Annotated in this window: 20 protein-coding genes; 11 read left to right on the top strand and 9 right to left on the bottom strand. The window is 73.7% G+C overall.

The genetic code is table 11. The annotated features are described in order from the left end of the window. Positions 1-194 precede the first annotated feature (194 nt). From ACFYZF_RS22070 to ACFYZF_RS22050, 5 genes are all read right to left on the bottom strand, one after another. Positions 195-1,856, bottom strand: coding sequence for a putative bifunctional diguanylate cyclase/phosphodiesterase (locus tag ACFYZF_RS22070; protein ID WP_387023714.1), 1,662 nt, complete (start codon positions 1,854-1,856; stop codon positions 195-197). A 151-nt stretch (positions 1,857-2,007) separates the two neighbouring features. Beyond that, a complete protein-coding gene (locus tag ACFYZF_RS22065) occupies positions 2,008-2,820 on the bottom strand; it encodes an SAM-dependent methyltransferase (protein ID WP_387023583.1) in 813 nt (270 codons plus the stop codon). 195 nt (positions 2,821-3,015) lie between these two features. Further along, positions 3,016-3,684 carry a response regulator transcription factor gene (locus tag ACFYZF_RS22060; RefSeq protein WP_007072219.1) on the bottom strand — a complete coding sequence of 223 codons (669 nt, stop codon included), beginning with the start codon at positions 3,682-3,684 and terminating at the stop codon, positions 3,016-3,018. Positions 3,685-3,691: 7 nt separating this feature from the next. Continuing rightward, positions 3,692-5,329, bottom strand: a complete 1,638-nt coding sequence (locus ACFYZF_RS22055) for a GAF domain-containing sensor histidine kinase (protein WP_387023712.1) — start codon at positions 5,327-5,329, stop codon at positions 3,692-3,694. A gap of 74 nt (positions 5,330-5,403) precedes the next feature. Beyond that, complete coding sequence (locus ACFYZF_RS22050) at positions 5,404-7,221, bottom strand: AMP-dependent synthetase/ligase (RefSeq protein ID WP_387023581.1); 1,818 nt, start codon at positions 7,219-7,221, stop codon at positions 5,404-5,406. A 216-nt stretch (positions 7,222-7,437) separates the two neighbouring features. On the opposite strand from ACFYZF_RS22050, the gene ACFYZF_RS22045 reads away from it, so the two are divergent. The 6 genes from ACFYZF_RS22045 (at position 7,438) to ACFYZF_RS22020 (ending at position 12,699) form a co-directional block, all read left to right on the top strand. Next, positions 7,438-7,893, top strand: coding sequence for an SRPBCC family protein (locus tag ACFYZF_RS22045; RefSeq protein WP_387023579.1), 456 nt, complete (start codon positions 7,438-7,440; stop codon positions 7,891-7,893). Positions 7,894-7,936: 43 nt separating this feature from the next. Then, complete coding sequence (locus ACFYZF_RS22040; RefSeq protein WP_387023577.1) at positions 7,937-8,626, top strand: hypothetical protein; 690 nt, start codon at positions 7,937-7,939, stop codon at positions 8,624-8,626. Positions 8,627-8,703: 77 nt separating this feature from the next. Continuing rightward, positions 8,704-9,651, top strand: coding sequence for an ROK family glucokinase (locus ACFYZF_RS22035; RefSeq protein WP_387023575.1), 948 nt, complete (start codon positions 8,704-8,706; stop codon positions 9,649-9,651). Positions 9,652-9,662: 11 nt separating this feature from the next. Then, positions 9,663-10,367 carry an endonuclease/exonuclease/phosphatase family protein gene (locus tag ACFYZF_RS22030; protein WP_387023573.1) on the top strand — a complete coding sequence of 235 codons (705 nt, stop codon included), beginning with the start codon at positions 9,663-9,665 and terminating at the stop codon, positions 10,365-10,367. Positions 10,368-10,471: 104 nt separating this feature from the next. Next, positions 10,472-11,878 (top strand): flavin-containing monooxygenase, encoded by a 1,407-nt coding sequence (locus ACFYZF_RS22025; protein ID WP_387023571.1) that lies wholly within the window; start codon positions 10,472-10,474, stop codon positions 11,876-11,878. A gap of 26 nt (positions 11,879-11,904) precedes the next feature. Next, positions 11,905-12,699 carry an alpha/beta hydrolase gene (locus ACFYZF_RS22020; RefSeq protein ID WP_387023710.1) on the top strand — a complete coding sequence of 265 codons (795 nt, stop codon included), beginning with the start codon at positions 11,905-11,907 and terminating at the stop codon, positions 12,697-12,699. 50 nt (positions 12,700-12,749) lie between these two features. On the opposite strand, the gene ACFYZF_RS22015 is transcribed toward ACFYZF_RS22020, so the two are convergent. The 4 genes from ACFYZF_RS22015 to ACFYZF_RS22000 all read right to left on the bottom strand — a co-directional run bounded on the left by ACFYZF_RS22015 (position 12,750) and on the right by ACFYZF_RS22000 (position 20,390). After that, positions 12,750-14,168, bottom strand: a complete 1,419-nt coding sequence (locus ACFYZF_RS22015; protein WP_387023569.1) for a trehalose-6-phosphate synthase — start codon at positions 14,166-14,168, stop codon at positions 12,750-12,752. Positions 14,169-14,375: 207 nt separating this feature from the next. Further along, positions 14,376-15,224: a DUF308 domain-containing protein gene (locus ACFYZF_RS22010; protein WP_387023567.1), complete on the bottom strand. Its 849-nt coding sequence runs from the start codon at positions 15,222-15,224 to the stop codon at positions 14,376-14,378. 458 nt (positions 15,225-15,682) lie between these two features. Further along, complete coding sequence (locus ACFYZF_RS22005; RefSeq protein WP_387023565.1) at positions 15,683-19,246, bottom strand: ATP-binding protein; 3,564 nt, start codon at positions 19,244-19,246, stop codon at positions 15,683-15,685. A 451-nt stretch (positions 19,247-19,697) separates the two neighbouring features. Continuing rightward, positions 19,698-20,390 carry a Crp/Fnr family transcriptional regulator gene (locus ACFYZF_RS22000; protein WP_387023563.1) on the bottom strand — a complete coding sequence of 231 codons (693 nt, stop codon included), beginning with the start codon at positions 20,388-20,390 and terminating at the stop codon, positions 19,698-19,700. Between the two features lie 237 nt (positions 20,391-20,627). On the opposite strand from ACFYZF_RS22000, the gene ACFYZF_RS21995 reads away from it, so the two are divergent. The 5 genes from ACFYZF_RS21995 (at position 20,628) to ACFYZF_RS21975 (ending at position 24,345) form a co-directional block, all read left to right on the top strand. Next, on the top strand, positions 20,628-21,125 hold the full coding sequence (locus ACFYZF_RS21995) for a polyadenylate-specific 3'-exoribonuclease AS (protein WP_387023708.1): 498 nt from the start codon (positions 20,628-20,630) through the stop codon (positions 21,123-21,125). 78 nt (positions 21,126-21,203) lie between these two features. Further along, positions 21,204-21,707 carry a pyridoxamine 5'-phosphate oxidase family protein gene (locus ACFYZF_RS21990; RefSeq protein WP_387023561.1) on the top strand — a complete coding sequence of 168 codons (504 nt, stop codon included), beginning with the start codon at positions 21,204-21,206 and terminating at the stop codon, positions 21,705-21,707. 165 nt (positions 21,708-21,872) lie between these two features. Continuing rightward, positions 21,873-22,901, top strand: a complete 1,029-nt coding sequence (locus ACFYZF_RS21985) for a 6-phosphofructokinase (RefSeq protein WP_387023706.1) — start codon at positions 21,873-21,875, stop codon at positions 22,899-22,901. A gap of 170 nt (positions 22,902-23,071) precedes the next feature. Beyond that, complete coding sequence (gene proC / locus ACFYZF_RS21980) at positions 23,072-23,890, top strand: pyrroline-5-carboxylate reductase (RefSeq protein WP_387023559.1); 819 nt, start codon at positions 23,072-23,074, stop codon at positions 23,888-23,890. Positions 23,891-23,994: 104 nt separating this feature from the next. Then, on the top strand, positions 23,995-24,345 hold the full coding sequence (locus ACFYZF_RS21975; protein WP_387023558.1) for a DUF2203 domain-containing protein: 351 nt from the start codon (positions 23,995-23,997) through the stop codon (positions 24,343-24,345). Positions 24,346-24,450 lie beyond the last annotated feature (105 nt).

Below are 24,450 nucleotides of genomic sequence, written 5' to 3'. Positions count from 1 at the left end.
GGCAGCTCCAAAGGGCGTGCCGAGAGTGTCCCTGCGGGAGCCGCGTCCCGATAGAGGTGCTCAGCGCGACCAGCGTCAGGCCGGTGACCAGCGACGGCCCGCGACCAGCGACGGTCGTGACCATGTGGTGACACCCCAACGAGGCCGGTCTCCGACCATGTCGGCGTCTCGGTCGGGCCGGCGTCCGGTCGGGGTCAGGTGCTCCAGGAAGGCGGCGGCGGTGCGGGTCGGCCGAAGTGCCAGCCCTGGGCGGCGTCGCAGCCGATGGCACGCAGTCGGTCGGCCTGCCCGGCGGTCTCCACCCCCTCGGCGGTGACGGTCAGGTCCAGCGCGTGCGCCAGCGAGACCAGCGAGGCGAGGATCCGCTCGTCGGTGCGGCTGGTCGGGTCGTCCGCGGGGGCCCGCAGCCCGGCCACGAAATCCCCGGCCACCTTCAGCTCGGTCACCGGAAGGTCCCGCAGGTACGCCAGGTTGCAGTAGCCGGTGCCGAAGTCGTCGATGGCGATCCGCACGCCGAGGTCGGCCAGCACCCGCAGGGCGCGCACCGGCTCCTCGACGGCGCTCATCATGGTGCTCTCGGTGACCTCCAGCTGGAGCCGCTCGGGCGGCAGGCCGGTGCGGTCGAGCACGGCGCGTACCAGGTGCACCAGGTCGGGCCGGTGCACCTGGCGTACCGCCAGATTGACGCTGACGAACGGCGCGGCACCCCCCGGCCCGGACCAGGTCGCCGCCTCCCGGCACGCCTCGGCGAGCACCCACCCGCCGAGCGGAACGATCAGCCCGGTCTCCTCGGCCAACCCGATGAAGCTGTCCGGGCGCAGCTCGCCGAGCGCGGGGTGCCGCCAGCGGACCAGGGCCTCGGCGCCGAGCACGGTGCCGTCGCACAGCGAGGTCAGCGGCTGGTAGTCCAGGTAGAACTCACCGCGCTCCAGCGCCGCAGGGATCGCCGCGGAGAGCGCGTACCGGGCCAGCTCCCGGCGGTTGCGGTCGGCGTCGTACAGCGACCAGCGGGCGCCCCCGGCGGCCTTGGCCCAGTGCAGCGTGGCGTCGGCGGCGCGCATCAGGTCGACGGGGGTGGTCCCGGCCACCGGGCGTTCGACGATGCCGATGCTCGCCGACACCGTCAGCTCGTGCCCGTCGACCAGGGCCGGCTCGCTGACCGCGGCGAGCGCCGCCTCGGCCACCTTCACCACGTCGTCGGTGCCGGCGGTCCGCTCGACCAGGATGACGAACTCGTCACCGCCGAGGCGGGCGACCAGATGCTCGTCGAGCGCCCGGCGCAGCCGGTCGGCGACCGAGACCAGCAGCCGGTCCCCGACCTGGTGGCCGAGGGAGTCGTTGACCACCTTGAAGCGGTCCAGGTCGAGGAAACACACCCCGACCCGGTCGGCGCCCCGGCCCGGGACGTCGATCGCGGCGGCAAGCCGCTCGGTGAACAGGGTGCGGTTGGGCAGGTCGGTCAGCGGGTCGTGGGTGGCCTGGTGCCGGAACCGGGCCTCGCTGTCGCGCAGCGCCCGCTCGGCCTGCGCCCGGGCCACCATCGCGGCCCGGCGGATGGACTCCTGCTCGTCCAGCGTGCGGCCCCGCAGCGCCCGGGCGTAGCCGGTGGCCACGGTGGCCAGCAGCCGGGCCAGCCGGTCCTCGACGTCCGCGCCGACCAGCCCCAGGTCGCGCAGCAGCCGGAGCTGCACGACCTCGACCGTGCGGCCCAGCCCCTCAGCGGAGGCGATGTGCGACTCGACCAGCTCCGCCCCGACCTGGTGGCCGACCCGCAGGTCGAACGGTTCGGCCACCAGCGCCTCGGCCAGCCGATCGGTGAACCGTTGCAGCAGCGCCTCCAACTGGGCCTGGGTCATCGGCAGGTAGCTGGTGCCGGAGACCGCCTTCGCCCAGGCCCGGGCAAAGGCCCCGGGGTGCGGGGTGAGGTGCCCCGGGTGCGGAGCGAGCGGCCCCGGATACGAGGCGAATGACCTCGGGCCCGCCGGGCCCACCGGGCCGTCGGACCGGTTACCCACCGAGCCGCCCGACGCCGCCCATGAAGACCGCCTGCTTGGCGTCCTCCACGCTCACCGGTGTCTCGGGGCGCCACTGCGGCACCCAGCCCACTCCCGGGTCGACCAGCTCGAAGCCGTCGAAAAGGGAGGTCAGCTCCGCGCGGCTGCGGATGAACAGCGGGTTGTCGGTGCGGCGGTAGACCGCCTCGGCCTCCGCGCGCTCCCCGGTGTGGTGCCGGTCCTCGTCGCTGGCCTGGGAGAGCACCAGGTAGCTGCCCGGCGCCAGCGCCTCGCGCAGCGTTCGCAGGATCTCCGCCGGCCGGTCGGAGTCCGGGACGAAGTGCAGCACCGCCACGATCATCACCGCTACCGGCTGCGACAGGTCCAGCATCCCGGCGACGTCGGGGTGGGTCAGGATCCGTTCGGGGTGGCGCAGGTCCTCCTGGACCACGGCGGCCCGGTTGTTGCCGCTGAGGATCTCCCGGCTGTGCGCCACCGCCACCGGGTCGACGTCGACGTAGACCACCCGGGAGGCGGGGTCGATCCGCTGGGCGATCTCGTGCACGTTGCCGACCGTCGGGATCCCGGAGCCGATGTCGAGGAACTGGCGGATCCCGGCCTCGGCGAGGAAGTGCACCGCCCGGCGCAGGAACGCCCGGTTCGCCTGGGCCATCAGCGGCGCCTCGGGCACCGCGTCCACCATCGCCCGCGCGGCGGCGCGGTCGGCGGCGAAGTTGTGCGAGCCGCCGAGGTAGTAGTCGTACATGCGGGCCACGCTGGGACGCTCGATGTCGATGGTGTCGGGTGCCCAGTCCGGCCGCTGCATGCCCTACCCCTTTGTCAACGACGCGGAACACGTCGTCCCGCGCAGGTCATCCGGGTATTCTGCCCCGCCCGCCACTCGGGTGACCAGAGAGGGCCGCTCCCCGCCCGACCGGCCGGTCGGGCGGTCCCGTTGACCGGACCCACCGGCCGTCGCGGAAACCACCGACCGGCGACTGCCGGTCGGACGGGGAAGCGGTCAGAACTTCGGGGCGTCCGGCGCCTCGAGCAGGCCGAGCCGCAGCGCCGTCATCAGCGCCTGCGCCCGGTTGGCCGCGCCCAGCTTCTCGTAGAGCTTCGAGATGTGGGTCTTGGCCGTCGACTCGCTGACGAAGAGCTGCTTGGCGATGCCCGCCACGCTCATGCCGTCGGCGAGCAACCGCAGCACCTGGCCCTCCCGGGGGGAGAGCTGCGGACCGGACGGCGCGAGCCGCCGCTTCATCGCCTCGGCCAGGTCGGCCGCGGTGAACGCGCTCGGCGAGGAGGCGGCATGCCGGGCGGCGGCCACCACCTCGTCCGCCGGGGCCGTCTTGGGCACGAACGCGCTCGCCCCGGCCTCCAGGGCGCCGAAGAGCTGGTCGTCGCCGGCGTACATGGTGAGCACGACGATGCCCATCGAAGCGCTGGACTTGCGCAGCGCGCGGGTGGCCTCCAGGCCACTGCCGTCAGGCAGTCGCAGGTCCATGATCACCACATCGGGCTGGAGGGCACCGGCCTGCCGGACCCCCTCCGCCGCCGTGGCGGCCTCGCCGACGACCTCGAACTGCCGGTCCCGCTCGAAGGCGTGCCGCAGTCCCTTGCGGATCAGGTCGTGATCGTCGACAAGGAGGACCTTGGTGCGGGTCGCCGGTGTCGGGCTTGTGGTCATCCTCGGGTTACTCCCCTTCTGCTGCTGCGGCGTTGCCGCGCACCCTATCGCGCCGGGGCGAGGAGCCGAGAACCACCGCCACCGTCGTGCCGCTGGGTTGCCGCGGCCTGATCTCCAACCGGCCCCGGATACGTTCCGCCCTCTCGGCCATGATCGCAAGGCCGTAGTGCCCGTCCGGGCGTTGTTCACCGATGCCGTGACCGTCATCCGACACTTCGATCTGCGCGTACGGCGGGTCCACCTCGCAGGTGACCCACAGGTTCGACGCCCCGGCGTGCTTGCGGGCGTTGGTGACCGCCTCCTGGGCGATGCGCAGGAGCTCCGCCTCGGTCGCGGCGGGCAGCCGGGCGGTCGACTCGTCCAGCGACAGGTGTACCCGCAGCCCACCGGACGCGCCGACGGTGCGAGCGTACTCGGCGATCGCGGCGGCCAGGCCACCCTGCCGGTCCACCTCGCTGCGCAGCTCGAACAGGCTCAGCCGCAGCTCGGTGATCACCCGGGTCACCTCATGGCGCAGCTGGCGCAGCGACTCGGCGGTCTCGTCGGCGTCCTCGAAGACGGTGGCCAGGGCGTTGTCGATGCCGTACCCGACCATGACCAGTTCCTGGGCCACCCCGTCGTGGATCTCCCGCGCCAGCCGCTGCCGCTCCTCGTTGGTGGCCAGCGAGCGCACCTCGTCGAAGAGCAGGGCGGCCTCCAGCCGCAGCGCGGCCGGGCGGGTCAGCGCCGTCACCCGGGACACCACCGGCGGCGGGTACGCCTGCGCGGCGTCCGCCTCCATCACCAGCATGCCGATCGTGCGGACGCCGGCGACCAGGGGCACGATCAGCGCCGACACGTCGCCGCCGGCGTGCGAGCGGGCCTGCGAGCGGCTCGCGGTCTGCGGCTGCTGGCTGGCCCAGGCGTCGGCGATCGCCGAGTCCGCGTCGAGCGTGGTCTCCCAGTCGACCCGGTCCACGCCCACCTGGGCGAGCACCACCAGGCGCCCGCCGCCGCTGGCCGAGAGGACCGCCGCCCGTTCGGCCCGGGCCACGGTGCGCAACTCCTCCAGCAGGTGCTCGGAGATGCCGCCCGGGTCGAGGGTGGCACCGGGAAGCTGCCGGGCGACCGTGCGGAGCTGGGTCAGCAGCCGGGTGGCCTCGGCGTACGGCTGGGGCTTGCCCTCGCTGCGGACCCGCATCACCCGGTGCAGGGTGCCGGCCGTGTAGAGCCCGAGCCCGGCCAGGATCAGCCACTGGGCGCAGACCGCGAGGTATCCCGGCTGGCCGAGCTGGCGACCGCCGTCGACCTCGGTGAGCGCGGCGCTGACCAGCAGGGTGGCGGCGCAGACGGCGAGCAGCGCCGCGCCCTCGCGGAACCGGCGGCGCAGCGCGGTCACGGTCACCGGAACGGCGAGGTACGCCAGCACGGCCGAGGCGCCCAGCCCGCCGGTGGCGCCGTCGAGCGTGGTGACGGCGGCGACCTGGCTGGCGGCCAGCCCCAGCACCACGACCTCGGCGAAGCGGCTGAGCGGGCCGAGCAGCCGGTGCTGGGTGGCCAGGACGGCGGGCAGGCCGGCGGCGCCCAGCAGGGCGATCCACCAGAGCTGCCCGACGTCGCGGGTCGCGAAGAAGGTGAGGACGGCCACCAGCGCGAGCATGACCAGGCGCGCGGCGGTGGCGAGTGGCTGCGTGGGCGGCCGGACGGGTGTCGAGGAGGCTGGCACGTGACGGATCGTAGTCAGCGCCGGTAGATGTCGGCGATTTCCGCCGCGTACGTCTTGTGCACGGTCTGCCGTTTGACCTTCAGCGACGGGGTGAGTTCGCCGGTGGCCTCGGTGAAGTCGTGCGGCAGGATGCGGAACACCTTGATCGCCTCGGCCTTGGAGACCGACTGGTTGGTCTGGTCGACCGCGCCCTGGACCTCGGCGCGCAGCGCCTCGTCCTCGCGCAGGTCGGCGACCGGGGTGGTTTCCGGGCGGCCGTGGGCGGCCAGCCACTTCGGCAGCGCCTCCTCGTCGATGGTGACCAGCGCGGAGATGAACGGCTGGCGGTCACCGACCACGACACACTGGCTGATCAGCGGGTGCGCCCGGACCTGGTCCTCCAGCACCGCCGGGGCGACGTTCTTGCCGCCGGCGGTCACGATGATCTCCTTTTTCCGGCCGGTGATGCTGAGGAAGCCGTCGTCGTCGAGCGCCCCCAGGTCGCCGGTGCGGAACCAGCCGTCCGCGCTGAGCGCCTCGGCGGTGGCCGCCTCGTTGCGCCAGTACCCCCGGAAGATCAGGTCGCCGGAGATGAGGATCTCGCCGTCGTCCTCGATCCGGACGGTCACGCCGGGCAGCGGGCGCCCGACGGTGCCGATCCGGGTGGCGTCGGGCAGGTTCGCGGCGGCGGCCGGGGAGGTCTCGGTGAGCCCGTACCCCTCGCAGATGGTCACTCCGATGCCCCGGAAGAAGTGACCGAGCCGGGCGCCGAGCGGTGCGCCGCCGGAGATCGCGTCCCGGCACCGGCCGCCCAGGGCGGCGCGCAACTTGCGGTAGACCAGCTTGTCGAAGACCGCGTGCTGCGCACGCAGCGCCAGGCCCGGCCCGCCCGGCTTGTCCAGGGCCTCGCTGTACGCGACCGCGACCTGCTCGGCCCGGTCGAAGATCTTCCCCTTGCCGTCGGCCTCGGCCTTCTGCCGGGCCCCGTTGTAGACCTTCTCGAAGACCCGGGGGACAGAGAGCACGAAGGTCGGCTTGAACTCCTGGAGCGCCCCGATGAGGTCCGTCGTGTCGGGGCAGTGCGCCATGGTGGCCCGCGCCTGCACCATGCCGATCTGGATGAGCCGGGCGAAGGCGTGCGCGAGCGGGAGGAACAGCAGGGTCGACGCGCCCGGCCGCAGGAACAGGTTCGGCAGTACGGGCACCGCGTTGGCGATGTCGGCGTACATGTTGCGGTGGGTCAGCACGCAGCCCTTGGGGCGGCCGGTGGTGCCGCTGGTGTAGATGATGGTCGCCACGTCGTCGGCCCGGACCGCCGTGCGCCGCCGGTCGATCTCCGACGGGTCGACCGGGGCGCCGGCGGCGACCAGTTCGCCGACCGCGCCCAGCTCGATCTGCCAGACCTGCGCCAGCTCGGGGAGCCGGTCCCGGACGCCGGCGACCAGGGTGGCGTTCGCGGTGCTCTCGACCACGACCGCGACCGCGCCGGAGTCCTCCAGGATCCAGGCGGCCTGCTCGGCGCTGGAGGTCTCGTAGATCGGCACGGTGACCGCGCCGGTCGCCCAGATCGCGTAGTCGAACAGGGTCCACTCGTACCGGGTGCGGCTCATCAGGGCGACCCGGTCGCCGGGGGACACGCCGGCCGCGACCAGCCCGCGGGCCACCGCGACCACCTCGTCGCGGAACTGCCGGCACGTCACGTCCTCCCGGCCCGCTCCCGCCTCGCCGGCCGACGGGGCGGGGCGGACGAACTGCACCGCCTCCGGGGCCGCCTCGGCGTTGTCCCAGACCGGCTGGGTCAGGTTGGCCGAGTCGCCGACGGTGACGATCGGCGGAACGGAGAACTCGCGCACCTGCACTCCCTCGTGCTCGCACTGGCCGGGCGGGCGGGGGCCCGGACGGGTCGGCTCTGTCGAAACCTACCCGCCCGCCCAGGTGACCGGGGTAGGAGGTTGCCCGCAGATCGGCACCCGAGCGTGGCGCTCGCCGGCCGGGTCCGTCGGCGGGGACCGCCGCGTGGCGGGGGTGGACCGGGGCGTTCCCGCCCGCCGCCGGGTAGCCTCCCCCACATGGCGGACTCCTCCACCCAGTCGATCGTCATCGGCGCGTCACCGGATCGGGTCGCGGCGGTGATCTGCGACTTCACGCGCTACCCCGAGTGGACCGAGGCGATGCGCCGGGCCGAGGTCGTCGAGGAGTACGAGGACGGCTACGCCAGCCAGGTCCGGTTCACCATCGACGCCGGGGTGATGGCCGACGAGTACGTGCTCGCCTACGAGTACTCCGAGGACCTGACCCGCATCGAGTGGCACCTGGTGGCGCCCTCGAAGATGCAGCGCTCCCAGCGCGGGTCGTACGACCTGGTCGGCAACCCGGACGGGACGACCACGGTGACCTACACCCTGGAGGTGGAGCTCTCCGTGGGCATGCTGGGCATGTTTCGGCGCAAGGCCGAAAAAATGATCATGGATACGGCGTTGAAGCAGCTCAAGCTCCGGGTAGAAGAATCCGGTGCGGTGCGGTGACGCGACCTGCTGCGGCACGCCCGGCACGGTAGAGGAGCCGACCATGGGGGGTACCGAGCCGGGTTCGGCCCGGGAAGAGGCGGAGCGACTGATCGCCACGGCGCTCGCGGCGGCCCGGCTGGCCGGGGCTCGCGCGGGCGCCGGTTCCGGGGCGGGCCAGTGGGGTCCGGTCGGTGGGATCCTGTCGAGTGTCCTCGGTCACAGTGCCGGCGGCCGGCCGGCCGGCGGGCCTGCCGAGGCCGGCCCGGGCGGGTTCGCCACTGGTGCGGCAGAGTGCTGCATCTGCCCGGTATGCCGCGGTATCGCGGCGTTACGCGACCCGAGTCCGGAATTCGCCGAGCGGCTCGCCACCGGAGCGGGTGATCTGGCCGCCGGCGTGGCCAGCCTGCTGCGCGCGTTCGCCTCGGCCAACGCCCCCGCGCCCGGCCCGCAGGAGCCGGGCGACGCAGCGCCGCCCCCGCCCCGGGCCGGGGCGCGCCAGGAGTCGGGCGATCATGTGTGGCGCGAGGCCACCCGTACCGGGCATGATTCTCAGCCGGCGCCGGAGCAGGACGTGTGGTCCGCCGCGACCCGGGGGGAGGGTCGGGGCGTTCCGGCTGCCGACGTGCCACCCGCCGACGACGCCGGGTCGGACGAGCCGGGGGACCCCCGGCCGATGGCCGGCCGACCCGGGGTGCCCGTCTCGCGGACGCCCGGCGGCGCGGGCGAGGACGCACCAGGCGACGAGGCCTGACCACCGCACATCCCGACCCACCCCACGGCGGTTCGCCGTGACGGTGCCGGACAGCACAGCAGAGGGGAGTGGCAGCGGTGACGCTGACCATCGGAGTCGACGTCGGTGGCACGAAGGTGGCCGGCGGTGTCGTGGACGACACCGGCAAGGTTCTCGTGCAGGCCCGACGGGACACCCCCGCCGACAACGTGGCCAAGACCCGCGACGTCATCATCGATGTGGTCACCGAACTCGCCGCCGGCCGGCAGATCTACGCCGTCGGCATCGGCGCGGCCGGGTGGATCGACGTCAGCCGATCAAATGTCCTCTTCGCCCCGAACCTGGCCTGGCGCGACGAGCCGCTGCGTGAGTACGTCAGCGTCGCGACCGGCCTGCCGGTGATCGTGGAGAACGACGGCAACGTCGCGGCCTGGGCCGAGTTCCGCTACGGCGCGGCCCGGCACGCCGACGACTCGATGGTCATGTTCACCATCGGCACCGGCGTCGGCGGCGGCATCGTGCTCGGCGGTGAACTGGTGCGCGGGGCCAACGGCATCGCCGCCGAGTTGGGCCACATGCTCACCGTCCCCGACGGCCACCAGTGCGGCTGCGGCCGGCTCGGCTGCATCGAGCAGTACGCCAGCGGCAGCGCCCTGGTCCGGTTCGCCCGCGCCGCCGCCCGCCAGGAGCCGCACCGGGCCACCGCACTGCTGGAACTGGCCGGCGGCGAGGCCGAGGCCGTCACCGGCCCGATGGTGACCGCCGCCGCCCAGGGCGGCGACCCCGTGTCCGCCGAGGCGTTCGCCCAGGTCGGACGCTGGCTCGGCACCAGCCTCGCCGACATGGCGCAGATCCTCGACCCGCAGGTGCTGGTCGTCGGCGGTGGCGTCGTCGAGGCCGGCGACCTGTTGCTCGGCCCGACCCGGCGGTCCTTCACCGACGCGCTGGCCCAGCGCAGCCGGCTCCCGGTCGCCGAGGTGCGCCCCGCCGAGCTGGGCAACACCGCCGGCGTGATCGGCGCCGCCGACCTGGCCCGTCGGGTCTGAGGCGGGCCGGGATGAGCGAGAACGCGGGCGTGCCGCTGCGCGTCGTGTCGTACAACATCCACAGCCAGCGCGACGACACCGCCGCGCTGGCCGCGGTGGTCCGCGAGGCCGCGCCGGACGTGGTGATCGTGCAGGAGGCCCCCCGGCGGTTCCGGTGGCGGCAGAAGTCGGCCACGCTGGCCGGGTCGTTCGGGCTGGTGGTCGCCGCCGGCGGGCTGCCGTCGCTGGGCAACCTGCTGTTGACCAGCCTGCGGGTGCGGGTGCTCGACACCCGCTGCCAGCGCTACCCGTTGACCCCGGGCCGGCACCTGCGCGGCGCCGCGTACGCCGAGTGCCGGGTGGGCGGGGCGCGGTTCCTGCTGGCCGGCTCGCACCTGTCCACCGACCCGGCCGAGCGGCCCGCCCAGGCGGCGGCGTTCAAGCGGGAGTTGGCAGCCGCCGACCTGCCCGTGGTGGCCGGCGCCGACCTCAACGAGGGCCCCGACGGCCCGGCCTGGGCGACGGTGGGGGAGGGGCTGACCGACGCGGCGGTCGCGGCCGACCGGGCCGACCGGCACACCTACTCGTGCGCCGACCCGCGCCGGCGGATCGACGCGGTCTTCGTCGACCCCCGGATCACCGTGGTCGACTACGACGTGGTGGACACCCCGCAGACCCGCCGCGCCAGCGACCACTTCCCCGTCCTGGTCGACTTGCTGCTGCCGGCCACCGGCTGACCGTCCCGGGGCGTCCGACCCTCCACAGGGGCTGGACAAACCGGTTGGGTTACCGGAAGGATTTCGCAGCGACCGGCACTCGTGCCGCACCAAAGGAGAATCCGGTGTCCCCCTCCACCGACCCCGGCCGTCCCGAGCCGGAAGCGGCGCCGCCCGCCCCGAGCCGGGAGGGCCGCCCGGTTTCCGACCGGGGCGACACGGTCTGCGTCATCGGGGCCGGGGCCAGCGGCCTGACCGCGGTGAAGAACCTGCGCGAACACGGCTTCGGCGTCGACTGCTACGAACGGGAGACCGGCGTCGGCGGCGCGTGGAACTGGCGGCACGACCGCAGCCCCGTGTACGCCAGCACCCACCTGATCTCGTCGCCGCCGTTCACCCAGTTCCCCGACTTCCCGATGCCGGACGACTGGCCGGACTACCCGCACCACAGCCAGTTGCTGTCCTACTTCGAGCGCTACGCCGACCACTTCGACCTGCGCCAGCACGTCTGGTTCGGCACCGAGGTGGTCCGGGTCGAGCCCGTCGACGGCGACCGATGGGACGTCACCACCCGCAGCACCGGCGGGTACGGCCCGGAGCGCACCTCCCGGTACGCCGCCGTGGTCGTCGCCAACGGCCACAACTGGTCGCCGAAGCTGCCCCGCTACGAGGGGCTGGAGGAGTTCCGGGGCGAGATCATGCACGCCTCGTCCTACAAGGACCCGGCCCAGTTGCGCGGCAAGCGGGTGCTGGTCGTCGGGGCCGGCAACACCGGATGCGACATCGCGGTCGAGGCGGCCCAGCAGGCGTCCCACTGCTGGCACTCCACCCGCCGCGGCTACTGGTACGCCCCGAAGTACGTTCTCGGTCGCCCCGCCGACCAGGTCAACGACCGTCTGCTGGCGCTGCGGGTGCCGCTGCGGATCCGGCAGTGGCTCTACCACTGGACGCTGCGGCTCACCGTCGGCGACCTGACCCGGTTCGGCCTGCCGAAGCCCGACCACCGGGTCTACGAGACCCACCCGATCGCCAACAGCCAGCTCGTCTACTACGTCGGGCACGGCGAGATCGCCCCGGTGCCGGACGTGGCCCGGTTCCACGCCAAGGCGGTGGAGCTGACCGACGGCCGCCGGATCGAGCCGGAGCTGGTCGTCTTCGCCACCGGCTATCTTCCCCGCTTCGAGTTCCTCGACCCGAGGATCCTCGGCGACGCCGACGGGTCGGGCCGGCCCCGGCTGTGGCTCAACGCCTTCGCCCCCGGCCATCCGACCCTCGCCGTCGCCGGCCTGGTCCAGTCCGACTCGGGGATCTTCACCCTGTCGCACTGGCAGACCGTGCTCTTCGCCCGGCTGCTCACGCTGCGCCTCACCCGGCCCGACCGGGCCGCCGTGTTCGCGAAGCGGGCTGCGGCCGGGGTCGGCGAGCGCTACTCCGGCAAGGTCAAGGACAGTAGCCGGCACTGGTTCGAGGTCGGCCACGCCGACTACCTGCGCGCCGTGCAGCGCGCGATGTACGACCTGGAGGAGAAGTGAGCGGCGGCGGGGAGCGGGTGCGGATCATGCGCGGCCGGGAGTGGGCCCGCCCGGTCCGCCCGGCCCGCCGCGAGGTGCTCAGCGCGCTTCCCGAGCTGGAGCAGGGCCGCCCTCCGCTGCTGTTCGTGCCCGGCTTCGGGCACGGCGCGTGGGCGTTCGCCGAGCACTGGCTGGAGCACGCCGCCGGGCGCGGCTTCCCGGCGTACGCGCTGAGCCTGCGCGGGCACGGCGGCAGCGAGCCGGCGCCGGAGGCGACGCTGCGGGCGTACACCCACGACGTGACGCAGGTGGCGGCGGGCCTGCCGCGCCAGGCGGTGCTGGTGGGGCACGGCGCTGGGGCACTGGTGGTCCGGCACGCCCTGGCCCGCTACCCGGCCCGGGCGGCGGTGCTCGTCGCCCCGGTGCTCGGCGAGTGGGGGACGCTGGGCGCCGCGCTGCGCCGCAACCCCGGCGGCACCCTGCCCGCCCTGGTCGGCGGCGGGCTGCGGCTGAGCCGTCGGCAGCTGTTCAGCCGCGAGTTGCCCGACGCCGAGGCCCGCCGGTACGTCTCCCGGCTCGGTCGGGCCGGCCGGCGCGCGCAGTGGCAGCTGCTGACCCATCGCGACCCGGAGCCGGCCGTGGGTCACCCGCCGGTGCTGGTGCTGGGCAGCCCCGACGACCGGGTGGTCCCGCCGGCCGCGCTGACCCGGGCCGCCCGGCGGCACGGCGGTGCGCCGCTGCTCTTCCCCGGGATGGGGCACGACGTGATGCTGGACGCCCGCTGGCGGGAGCCGATCGACGCGATCCTGGACTGGCTGGAGAAGGAGCACGCCCCGGCCTGACCCGCGCCGGCGCGGCCCGGGTGGCGGACTGCGCCGACGCGGCCGGCCGGTCAGCCGGTCGTGCTGAAGTGGTTCAGCAGCGAACCCTCGTCGTCGAGGGCGCTGAGGTAGGAGCGCGCCCAGGCGTGGATGTCGTTGCGGTGCAGGTGCTCGCGCATCGCGCGCATCCGGGCGGTCACGTCGGCCGGGTCGGCCTGGAGCGCGGTCAGCAGCTCCTGCTTGAGCCCCTCCAGGTCGTGCGGGTTGACCAGGTACGCCTGCGGCAGCTCGGCCGCCGCGCCGGCGAACTCGCTGAGCAGCAGCGCACCGGTGTCGTCCACCCGCGCCGCCACGTACTCCTTCGCGACGAGGTTCATCCCGTCCCGCAGCGGGGTCACCGCCATCACGTCGGCGATCCGGTAGAGCGCGGCCAGCTCGGCCCGGTCGAACGGCTGGGTGAGGTAGTGGATGGCGGGCTCGCCGACCCGGCCGAACTCGCCGTTGATCCGTCCCACCTCGCGCTCGACCCGGTCGCGGAGGATCTGGTACTGCGTCACCCGCTCCCGGCTGGGCACCGCCACCTGCACCAGCACCGTGTCGCGCACCTTGACGTGCCCGCTGGCCAGCAGCTCGCTGTACGCCTTGAGGCGCTGCTCGATGCCCTTGGTGTAGTCCATCCGATCGACGCTGAGGATGACGTGGTCGGGGTCGCCGAGGTCCTGGCGCAGCCGCCGGGCCCGGGCGGCCACGTCCGGGCGGCCCGCCAGGGCGGCCATCTCGGCGGTGTCGATCGAGACGGGGAACGCCCCGATCCGGACCACCCGGTCGCCGAGGCCGATCCGCCGGTCGGTGGCGGGCAGTTCCAGCACCTTGGCCACCAGTTGGGCGAAGTTGTGCGCGGCCTGGGCGCGTTGGAAGCCGATCAGGTCGGCGCCGAGCATGCCGCGCAGCAGTTCGGCCCGGCGGGGGAGCTGCATGAACAGCTCCGGCGGCGGGAACGGCACGTGCAGGAAGAAGCCGATCCGCAAGTCGGGGCGCAGCTCGCGGAGCAGGCCGGGGACCAGTTGCAGGTGGTAGTCCTGCACCCAGACCACCGCGCCCCGCTCGGCCACCTCGGCCGTCGCCTCGGCGAACCGCTGGTTGACCCGCTGATACGCCTCCCACCAGCGGCGGTGGTACTCGGGCTGCTCGACCGCGTCGTGGTAGAGCGGCCACAGGGTGGAGTTGGCGAAGCCCTCGTAGTGGTCGCGAAGATCCTCGGAGCTCAGCGGCACGGTGTGCATCCGGACGCGGTCGACGTCGGGCAGGGCCGGCGCCGGCCCGGTGCCGCCCGCCCAACCGACCCAGGTGGCCGGGGTGTGCCGGAGGAGGGGATGTAGGGCGCTCACCAGCCCGCCGGGGCTGCTTCGCCACTCGCAGGCGCCGTCGGGCGCCACACTGTCGTCGATGGGGAGGCGGTTTGCCACCACCACGAGTGAACTCTGTCGCATCTCGGGCATTCCGATCAGCAGAGACCGACCACCGCGAGCGAGGAACAACCGGGCAGTCAGTGGGGGAAGTGACGTTCAGCGGTATTCCTACTGACAGTAAGTTACACCACTGTTACGTCTCTCGCGGTGGGCGGCTGGCGTCCCGCAATCCGGGCACCTGGCGTCCGTGTCCGGGAACGGTACGCGATGGAGCGTGCCCCTGCCGCGTCAGACCCGGGCGCCGTTGTCCGGGTCGTCGTCGGAGTCACCGGGGCGCAGCCGCCAGACCAGGGTCACGAAGCCGGCCAGTATCCCGGTGAACCCGAACAGGGTGACCACCGACGAATCCACCGGCAGCAGCGACGGCTCCAGGAAGAGCACGAAGCCGACGATGATGGCGAGCACGCCGGCCACCGCGTACTTGGAGATCCGGGGCAGGGGTGGGGGCGGCGGCGGGGTGTAGCGCTCCTCCGCGCCGTCGGGCAGGTCGGCGCCGAAGGTGTCCAGCCCGTCCAGCAGCGACGGCTCGTCCTGCCGGCCCTGGCCCACGGAGACGCCCGAGATGTCGGCGGCCCAGGGCAGCCGGCGCACGTCGGTGGCGGTCCCGCCCTCGTCCGCCCCGACCCGGCCCTCGTCCGCCCCGACGCGGCCGGCTCCGCCCGCCGCCGGCTCACCCGGCTCGTCGTCGACGTCCTCCGCCGCGGGCCAGGGGTGCGCCCCGGCGGCCGGGGCGGTGTGGAAGCCGGCCACGATGCGGGCCCACTCGGCGTCCACGTCCGGCTCGTTCCGGGCCGGCTCGGCGGGGGTCTCGTCGGCGAGCTGGGTGAGGTAGTCACGCGCCGTGGTCAGGTGCGACCGGTCGACGTAGAGCCGGTCGACCGGCCGGGACGGAACGGTGGTGGTGCGGGTGACGGGATTCAGGTCGGCCGACGGCTGAAGGTACGCCGCGATGCCGCCGGCGGCCAGCACGTCGAGCAGGTGCTCGCCGACGCGCGGATCCACGTCGCCCGCGACGGCGTACTCGCTCGCGTCGAGCCCGTTGTCCCGCCGCCCTCGGCGGGCCCCACCCGCTGACACCGGACATCCTCCCTCGGCGCACCTCGCGGTGCGGTCGCCCCGGCGCCCCGCACGCCGTGCCCTGAATCGTGACACGTCGGGGCCCCGTTCCGGGAGTGCGTTGTGGCGCGCCGCTCCTGCTTCGTCGGCTCAGGGCCGACAGTCCCGCCCGCCGAGGGCACCCCCGTGGACCCACCCGGGCGCGTCCCGGGGCCCGGCCCGCCGGCCGCGGTGGCGTCGCGGCCAACTCAGGATGGGGTACTTCATCAGCCAGTACAGCACCGGTGTCCTTCCCGAGGGCCCCGTGCTGAGGCTGATCATCCGTCCTCGGGTCGAGGGCCTGCGCCACGTGCCCGACGGCGGGCGGGTCATCCTCGCGAGCCAACCACCTGTCCTTCTTGATTCGATCTTCAGGCCGCTGGTCGTCTAGTGAAAAGTCACATTCGTCGCCAAAGCGGAGTACTTCACCGGTAAGGGGCTCAAGGGCCGGCTGACGACGCACCAGTACCAGCACCGGCGAGGCGGAGGAGGCCCGGCGCGTGGTTGCGGGCGGCGAACTCCCGCACCTGGGCCAGCACCTCGGCCGCGCCCGCCGGGTCCACCTCGCCGAGGGTGGGCAGCGCGAGCGCGAGGGCGAGCGCGTGGTCGGTGACGTCGCCCATCCGGCGGTACTGTTCGGCCGCCGACCGGAACAGCCCGGCGGCGGCGGGGGCGTCCCCGGCCGCCCGGGCGAGCGCGGCCTCTGCCTCCTGGCCGGCGGCCCGGGCCCACGGGGTCGTCCGCGGCGAGCGGGCCAGCAGTTCCCGGACCCGTCGGGCGGCGTCCCCGCCGAGCACCACCGCGACGTGCCCGATCGCGGGAACCCACTCGGCGAACGGGATCATCCGGGTCCGCCGCCAGTCGTCGTCCAGCTCGGTGAGCAGCCGCAGCGCCTCGGCGTCGCGTCCCTGCACCGCCCGGCAGAGCGCGGCGTGGGCCAGGGTCGAGCGGAGCACCCGGTGGAAGCCCGAGCGTCGGGCGGCCAGCACCGCCCGCTCCACCTGGTCGCCCTCGCCACCCTCGCCGCTCTCCTCGCCCCCGCCGGCCCCGGCGGCGGCCTGCTCCGGTTGGTCGCGTAACGCCCGGAGCCAGCCGGAGACCGCGACGATGTGCAGGTCCCACTCGGCGGTGGGCCGCCGGGTCGACTCGGCCACCAGCGCCGCCGCCGAACCCCAGTCCCCGGCGTAGTACGACCGGGCCCACTGGTCCTCGAAGCTCGTCGCCAGGCTGTGCTCACCGCCGAGGTCCAGCGAGCGTTGCTCGTCCACCAGCCGGGCCGACCCGGCCAGGTCGCCCTCCTCCTGCAACACCCAGGCCAGGTTGTGCACCGCCCGGCGGCGGCTGGTCAGCCGCTCCACCCGGCAGTGTTCGGTGATCTCGGCCAGCTCGGCGTACGCCTCGCCGACGCCGGACAGGTAGCGGGCCACGGCGAGGGTGATCCGGGCGTTCGCGCTCACCTCCCGCAGTTGCAGGCGCTCGGCGAGCCCGGCGGCGGTCCGGGCCGCCGCGCAGGCCGGGTCGGTCTCCGCGTTGAGCATGTGCACCCGGGCCAGTTCCAGCAGGGCGCCCGCCTTCTCCTCGGTGTCCGGCAGGTCGACGTAGATGCCCAGCGCCCGGTCCAGGCAGCGCAGCGTCTCCGACCGGTCGGCGCGGCTCCACGCCGCCGTGGCGAGCAGCGTCCAGGCCCGGGCAGCCCCCGTCCACTCGTCGGCCTCGGCCAGCCGGTCGGCCAGCCCGGTCAGTTTGCCCGCCCCCCCGGCCACCAGGAACGCGTCGCCGTCGCGGTAGAACGCCAGCTCGGCGTCGAACAGCTCCAGTGTCGGGTCGGGCTCGCCGGCCAGGGCCAGCGCCCGCCCCACCAGGGTCGCGGCGGTGTCCAGCGCGTGCAGCTCGTTCGCCCGCCGGGCCGCGCGGTGCAGGGCGGCCCGCGCCGCCGGGGCGTACGGGGCGGTGTCCAGCCCGACGGTGCGGGCGATCTCGTGCGCCGTCCAGCGGTGGTTGGCCAGCACCTCGACGAGGTCGTGCTGCCGGCCGTCGGTGACCTGCTCCAGCCAGTCGGCGGTGCGCTGGTGGCGCAGCACCCGCTCGGCGCGGGGAAGCCGCTGGTAGCAGACGTCCCGGACCAGGATGTGCCGGAAGCGGTACTCGGGTTGGCCGGGCATCGCCGAGGTGGGCTGTTCGTACACCAGGTCGCGGCGTTGCAGTCGGTCCAGCGCCCGCTCGACCCACTCCACCGGCCGGCTCAGTGCGGTGGCCACCGGCCCCGGCCAGAACTGCACGCCGACCACCGCGGCGGTCTGGAGCACGGCCCGGTCGGACGGGTCGAGCAGGTCGAGCCGGTTGGCGATGACCGCCTGCACGGTGCGCGGCATCCCCGGGGAGCCGGCCGGGTCGAGCCGGACGTCCGGCCGGGTCGCGTCGAGCAGCCCGCCGTCGAGCAGCATCCGGGCGTACTCCTGGGCGTAGAGCGGGTTGCCGTCGGCGAACTCGATCAGTGGCCCCCGGGACTCGGGCGGCAGCGCGGCCTGCCCGAGCAGCAGCGAGTAGAGGGTGTCGATGTCCGCGTCGTGCATCGGCGGCACCGAGATCGACATCGCCCCGCTGATCGTCCCGGTCCAGGCCGGGTGGCGCTCCCGCAGCTCCGGCCGGGCGGTGGCCAACACCAGCAGCGGCACGCCGCGTGCCGCCGCGCCGAGCTGCTCGACGAAGGCGAGCATGGCCTGGTCGGCCCAGTGCATGTCCTCGAAGACCAGCACCGTCGGGCCGGCGGCGGCCAGGGTGAGCAGGAACCGCCGCCAGGACGCCTCGGTCTCGCCCGGGGTGAGCCGCTCGCCGGGCAGGCCGATCAGCGGGCCGAGCTGACCGGCCAGCCGGACGCCGTGCCGGTCGGCCAGCCCGCCCAGGCGGCGCCGCAGCAGGTCGTCGAGGGCCGTCGGTTCGTCGACGTCCGACACGCCGACCCACCCCTTGACGATGTCGGCGAGGGCGGCGTACGTGACGTTCTCGCCGAACGGCGGGCACTGCCCGACCAGCCAGGTGACCGGTGGCCCGGGCAGGCTGGCGGCGTGCCGGGCCAGCTCGCGCAGCAGCCGGCTCTTGCCCACCCCTGCCGGGCCGAAGACGGTGACCAGCTGCGAGGTGCGCTCGTTGATCGTCCGGTGCAGGGCGTTGACCAGCAGGCCGCGCTCGTGTTCCCGGTTGACCATCGGGGTCAGCTCGGCGGTGCTCAGGTCCCGCTGGGGCAGCGCGCGGACGGCCAGCCAGATCCGGCTGATCGCCGAGCGGCCACGCAGCGTCACCGAGGGCTGGACGGCGTACTCCATGTCGTGCCGGGTGGCCGTCCAGGTGCTCTCGTCCACCACCACTCCGCCGGAGGGGGCGAGGGACTGCAACCGGGAGGCCGTGTTCACCACGTCCCCGGTGACGAAGCCCTGCCCGCCGTCGCGGGCCGCGGAAAGGTCGACCAGCGCCTCGCCGGTGGCGATGCCGACCCGGAACCCGAGCGGCGGGTGCGGGCCGGCGGGCTGGCGGGCCAGGTTCCGTTGCAGCTCCAGCCCCGCGCGTACGCAGCGCAGTGCGTCGTTGTCGGTGGCCACCGGCGCCCCGAACAGCGCCATCACCGCGTCGCCGATGTACTTCTCGACCACCCCGCCGTACTGGTGCACCAGCTGGCGCACGGTGGCGAAGTAGCGCTGCTGGAGGCTGCGGGCCTGTTCCGGGTCGGCCCGCTCGGCGTACGTCGTGAAGTCGACGATGTCGATGAACAGGACGCTGACCTGGCGGCGGTCCTCCTGCACTGCCACCGGCCGGTCGTGCAGCGGCTGGCCGCAGCTCGTGCAGAAGTTGGCCTCGGCGCTGTTGGCGTGCCCACAGCGGGCGCAGCTCCGGCTCAATGCCTGCCCGCACCCGCCGCAGAAGCGGTCGTCGGGACCGGCTCCGCGTGAGCAGTGTCCACACTTGAGGTCGATGGTGGGCTCCGTAGCGCGAGGTGACCCCAGTATCACGCCCCCGCCACTGAGTCGGCTACCCGATATGTGGACGGACTGTGCGGCTGATCGGGCCAGACTAACCTTCCACTCAGGAGATACCCCGTCAGGAGAGTGCCGTGCACGTACGACTGTCCGCCCCGTGGATGGATTCGCGCGGGACCGTGTGGGCCCCGGGCGACACGGTCGAGGTCGACGCCGTCACTCTCGCGTCACTGGAGGAGCAAGGCATGGTAGAAGCACCGGACGGCCAGGGTACTGGTCCTGAGAACACCACGAACACCACGTCGACGCCCCCGCCGACGCCCAAGCCGACCGATCCGACAAAGATCGGTCCCGGCCCGGGTGCACCGCCTGAGGACGAGCCGGGCAACTGAATAGCGGGATACCTGAATAACCGGTGAAAGGGCCGGCGGGCCTAGGCCCGCCGGCCCTTCTCGCTGTCAGAGGACCGCCGGGCCGGGGTGGCTCAGCGGTCGTTCATGCCGGCCCGGCGGCGCAGCGCCCCCACGTCGGTGACCACGATCCGCCGGCCCTCGGTACGCAGCCAGCCGCGGCTGGCGAACGAGCCGATCGCCTGGTTGACGCTCTGCCGGGAGCCGCCGGCCATCTCCGCGAGCTGACTCTGGTTGAGCTCGATCGTGATCATCGGGGCCTGGCTCTCGCCGGCCAGCCGGACCAGCGTCTTGGCGACCCGACCGGGCAGGTCCAGGAAGACGTGGTCGGCGTTCTGCTCGGTCAGTCGACGGATGAGTCCGCCGAGCGAGCGCATCACCACGTCGAGGATGCGCGGGTTGGAGTGCACCAGCTCCATGAAGGCGGGGCGGGACAGCGCGAGCGCCGAGGAGTCCTCGATCGCCTCGGCCGACGCCGAGCGGGTGGACGCGTCGAGCAGGGAGACCTCGCCGAGCACGTCCGGGGGCCGGATCACCGACAGCACGGCCCGTTCGCCGGTCGGCGCGGTGCGGAACACTGCCACCGCGCCCCGGCGCAGCACGATCAGCGACTCGCCCGGGTCGTTCTCGACGAAGAGCAGTTGGCCCTTGCGATACGTCCGCGGCACCGCCGCCGCGATCACCCGCTGGCGCACCTCCGGCTCGAGGCCGGCGAACATGTCGACGCCGGTGAGGGCGTCACCCGGCTCCGGCAGGCGCATCTCCACGGCCCAACCCCTCCCCGGTCAAGGACCACAACTCGCAGCCGGGTGAACCTGACAGCCCCCGGTACGAGGTTCTGAACCGGTTCGGCGTCCGGTAGCGGTACACATCAGATCATGACGGTCCAGTCGCTTGCTGTACACCCCTGGAAACACTTCCGTGACACTCCCGAGCTGCGACGGAGGGCGGCGGGGCGGGCCCCGGCCGACGGCGGGTGACGCGGGTGGGCCAGGATGGGCACGATGGTCTACCGCTACTTCTACGACTGCGAGTTCATCGAGGACGGGCGCACCGTCGACCTGGTGTCGATCGGCGTCGTCGACGAGAACGGGCGCGAGTTCTACGCCGTCTCCACCGAGTTCGATGACTCTCGGGCCGTGCCCTGGGTGCGCCGCAACGTGCTGGACAAGCTCCCCTCGCCGGCCGACCGGGCCTGGCGGTCACGGGAGCGGATCCGCGACGACCTCTACGAGTTCCTGGTCGAGCCGGTCCGGGACCGGCCGGGCGAGCAACTGGAGCTGTGGGCCTGGTACGCCGCGTACGACCACGTGGTGCTGGCCCAGCTCTGGGGTGCGATGCCGGCGCTGCCCCGGGAGATCCCCCGGTTCACCAAGGACCTGCGGCAACTCTGGGACGACCGGGGGCGCCCGCCGCTGCCGAACGCCGACGCCGCCCGGCACGACGCGCTGGTCGACGCCCGGCACAACCTGGCCCGCTGGCGCGCGATGACCGCCCGCTGACCTCGTCGGCTCCTTCAGGTTTGGTCGGGTCCGTCCTGGGCACCGCGTCGACATCCGGTCGATCGAGGGGGTACCGCCATGAGCAGTGAGCCGACAAGTACCGCCGACGCCCGGCACCGGATCACCGAGCTGGTCCGCGAGGCGCGGATCTGCATGCTGACCACCATCGGCCTGGACGGGCGGCTGGTCAGCCGGCCGATGGGGCTCCAGGCGGCGAAGTTCGACGGCGACCTGTGGTTCTTCGCCCACGCCGACTCGGCGAAGGTCCGCCAGCTCCGGGTGAACCCGGAGGTCAACGTGGGCTTCTCCGACCAGCGGAACAACGCCTGGGTGTCGCTGTCCGGCACCGCGCAGGAGGGGTACGACCGGGCCCGCGCCGAGCAGTTGTGGAACCCGTTGCTGGAGACCTGGTTCCCGGACGGCCTGGACACCCCCGGGCTGACGCTGATCAAGGTGCACGCCAGCTCCGCGGAGTACTGGGGCTCGCCGAGCGGCACCATGGTCAACCTGCTCGGCTTCGCCAGGTCGGCGGCCGCCGGGAAGCAGCCGAGGGCGGGGGAGAACCGGCAGGTGATCTTCTGAGCGGTGGGCGGGCCTGCCCGGGGCGCGCGGTCGACGCGCAGCTACGACGGCTACAGTTCGCACTGACGGCCCGCCCCGGGCCGGCAATGGCGCCGATGGTCTGATCTGACACATATCCTGGGGCAAATCGGGCTTTACCTGATGATCCAGGAGGATGAGCAGATCATGCGTATTGGCGTGCTCACTGGCGGCGGCGACTGCCCGGGTCTCAACGCGGTAATCCGGGCGGTGGTCCGCAAGGGCGTCGCCAACTACGGTCACGAGTTCGTGGGCTTCCAGGACGGCTGGAAGGGTCCGCTTGAGGGCCTGTCCAAGCCCCTGGGCATCGCCGAGGTGCGGGGCATCCTGCCGCGCGGCGGCACCATCCTCGGCTCGTCCCGCACCAACCCGTTCAAGATCGAGAACGGGGTCGAGCGGATCAAGGACAACCTTGCCGCGCAGGGCGTGGACGCGCTGATCGCGATCGGCGGCGAGGACACCCTCGGTGTCGCCACCAAGCTGTACGAGCTGGGCGTCAACGTGGTCGGCGTGCCGAAGACGATCGACAACGACCTCGGCGCCACCGACTACACCTTCGGCTTCGACACCGCCGTCAACATCGCCATGGAGGCGATCGACCGGCTGCACACCACGGCCGAGAGCCACCACCGCACCCTGGTCGTCGAGGTGATGGGCCGGCACGCCGGCTGGATCGCCCTGCACGCCGGCCTGGCCGGCGGCGCCAACGTCATCCTGCTGCCCGAGCGGCAGTTCGACGTCGAGCAGGTCGCCGGGTACGTCGAGAAGCGCTTCCAGCACCAGTACGCCCCGATCGTCGTGGTCGCCGAGGGCGCCCAGCCGCTGGACGGCCAGATGGTGCTGCACAACCAGGAGCTGGACTCGTTCGGCCACGTCCGCCTCGGCGGCATCGGCCAGTGGCTCGCCGAGCAGCTGGAGGCCAAGACCGGCAAGGAGGCGCGGACCGTCGTGCTGGGCCACATCCAGCGCGGTGGCACCCCGACCGCGTTCGACCGGGTGCTCGCCACCCGCCTCGGCCTCCAGGCCATCGACGCGGTGCACGAGGGCGACTGGGGCAAGATGGTCGCGATGCAGAGCACGGACATCGTCCGGGTGCCGCTGGCCGACGCCACCCGCGAGCTGAAGACCGTGCCGCTGGAGCGGTACGAAGAGGCCGAGGTCTTCTTCGGCAGCTGACGCCCACGCGGCGCGTGCGGCATCCCCTGGCGGGATCGCCGCACGCGCCGCCGGGCTTCCGCCGCGGCCGGTCCAGGGCGTCCGCGGCGGCCGACGCGCGGGCCGCGGCCTCCGCGTCGGGCGGCGACACCCTGGAGCGACGCGAGGCGGGCGACTGAGGGGGTACGGCCATGGCAGCGGGGAAACACACCGTGGCGGTGATCGGGGCCGGCAAGATCGGCGAGCTGATGCTCTCCGGTCTGCTGCGGTCCGGGTGGCCGGTGGAACGGCTGCTCGCCACCGCCCGGCGGCCGAGCCGGGCCGAGGAGCTGGCCGCCCGCTACGGCGTCCGGGTGGTCGACAACCTGACGGCGGTGGACGAGGCGGCGGTGCTGGCCGTCTCCGTGAAGCCGCAGGACGCCTCCGCCCTGCTCGACGAGATCGGGCCGAAGGTGCCGGCCGACAAGCTGGTCATCTCGCTCTGCGCCGGCCTGCCCACCACCTTCTTCAGCCGGCGGCTGCCCGAGGGCACCCCGGTCGTCCGGGTCATGACCAACACTCCCGCCCTGGTCGACGAGGCGATGAGCGCGATCTCGGCCGGCGCGCACGCCACCGGCGAGCACCTGGCCCTGGCCGAGGAGATGTTCAAGCCGCTGGGCGCGACCGTCCGGGTTCCCGAGTCCCAGCAGGACGCCGTGACCGCCCTGTCCGGTTCCGGGCCGGCGTACTTTTACCTGCTGGTCGAGGCGATGATCGACGCCGGCATCCTGCTCGGCCTGCCCCGACAGGTCGCCCACGAGCTGATCGTGCAGACCGCGATCGGCTCGGCGGTGATGCTGCGCGACTCCGGCGAGCACCCGGTGAAGCTGCGCGAGGCGGTCACCTCGCCCGCCGGCACCACGATCTCCGCCATCCGGGAGCTGGAGAACCACGGCGTCCGCGCGGCGATGCTCGCCGCGCTGGAGGCCGCCCGGGACCGCGCCCGGGAACTGGCCGCCCAGTCCGAGTAGCGGCCCGGCCCGGCGCCGGTCACCGTCCCGCCGCAGCGCCGGGCGCCGCCTCCCGGACGGGCCGGCGGGACACGTCGTCCACAGGAATGGCCCATACTGTCGCGGTGTTCACACTCGCCCAGGCGCGGTACCTGGCGGCCACCCTGCACCCACGCGTCGACGAGCTGATCCGGCTCCGGGCCGACCTGGCCGAGCTGCGGGCCGACCTCGCCGGCGGTGGGCTGAGCCCGCTCGGCGGTCTGGCCGAGGTCAAGGGCCTGGAGGCCCGGCTGCACGGGATCGTGGACGAGCTGCACGAGCACGACATCCAGGTCAAGGGCATCGCCCCGGTGCTGCTGGACTTCCCCGGCGAGCGGGCCGGCCGCCCGGTGCTGTGGTGCTGGCTGGAGGGCGACTCCGACGTGCGCTGGTACCACCGCGTCGAGTGCGGCTTCGCCGGCCGCCGCCCGGTGTGAGCGCAGGGCACCGCGCCGGCGACGACCGTCCGCCCCGCCACGGTCCGGTGTCCGACTGAGCCGCCCGGAGCCGGCTGCCCCGCCGTTAGCCTGGGCAGGTCTTTG

The sequence above is a fragment of the Micromonospora sp. NPDC001898 genome (assembly GCF_042891255.1).
GTDB lineage: Bacteria > Actinomycetota > Actinomycetes > Mycobacteriales > Micromonosporaceae > Micromonospora.
The sequence above is the reverse complement of the archived record's forward strand: the minus strand, read 5'-3'. Positions and strand labels throughout refer to the sequence as shown.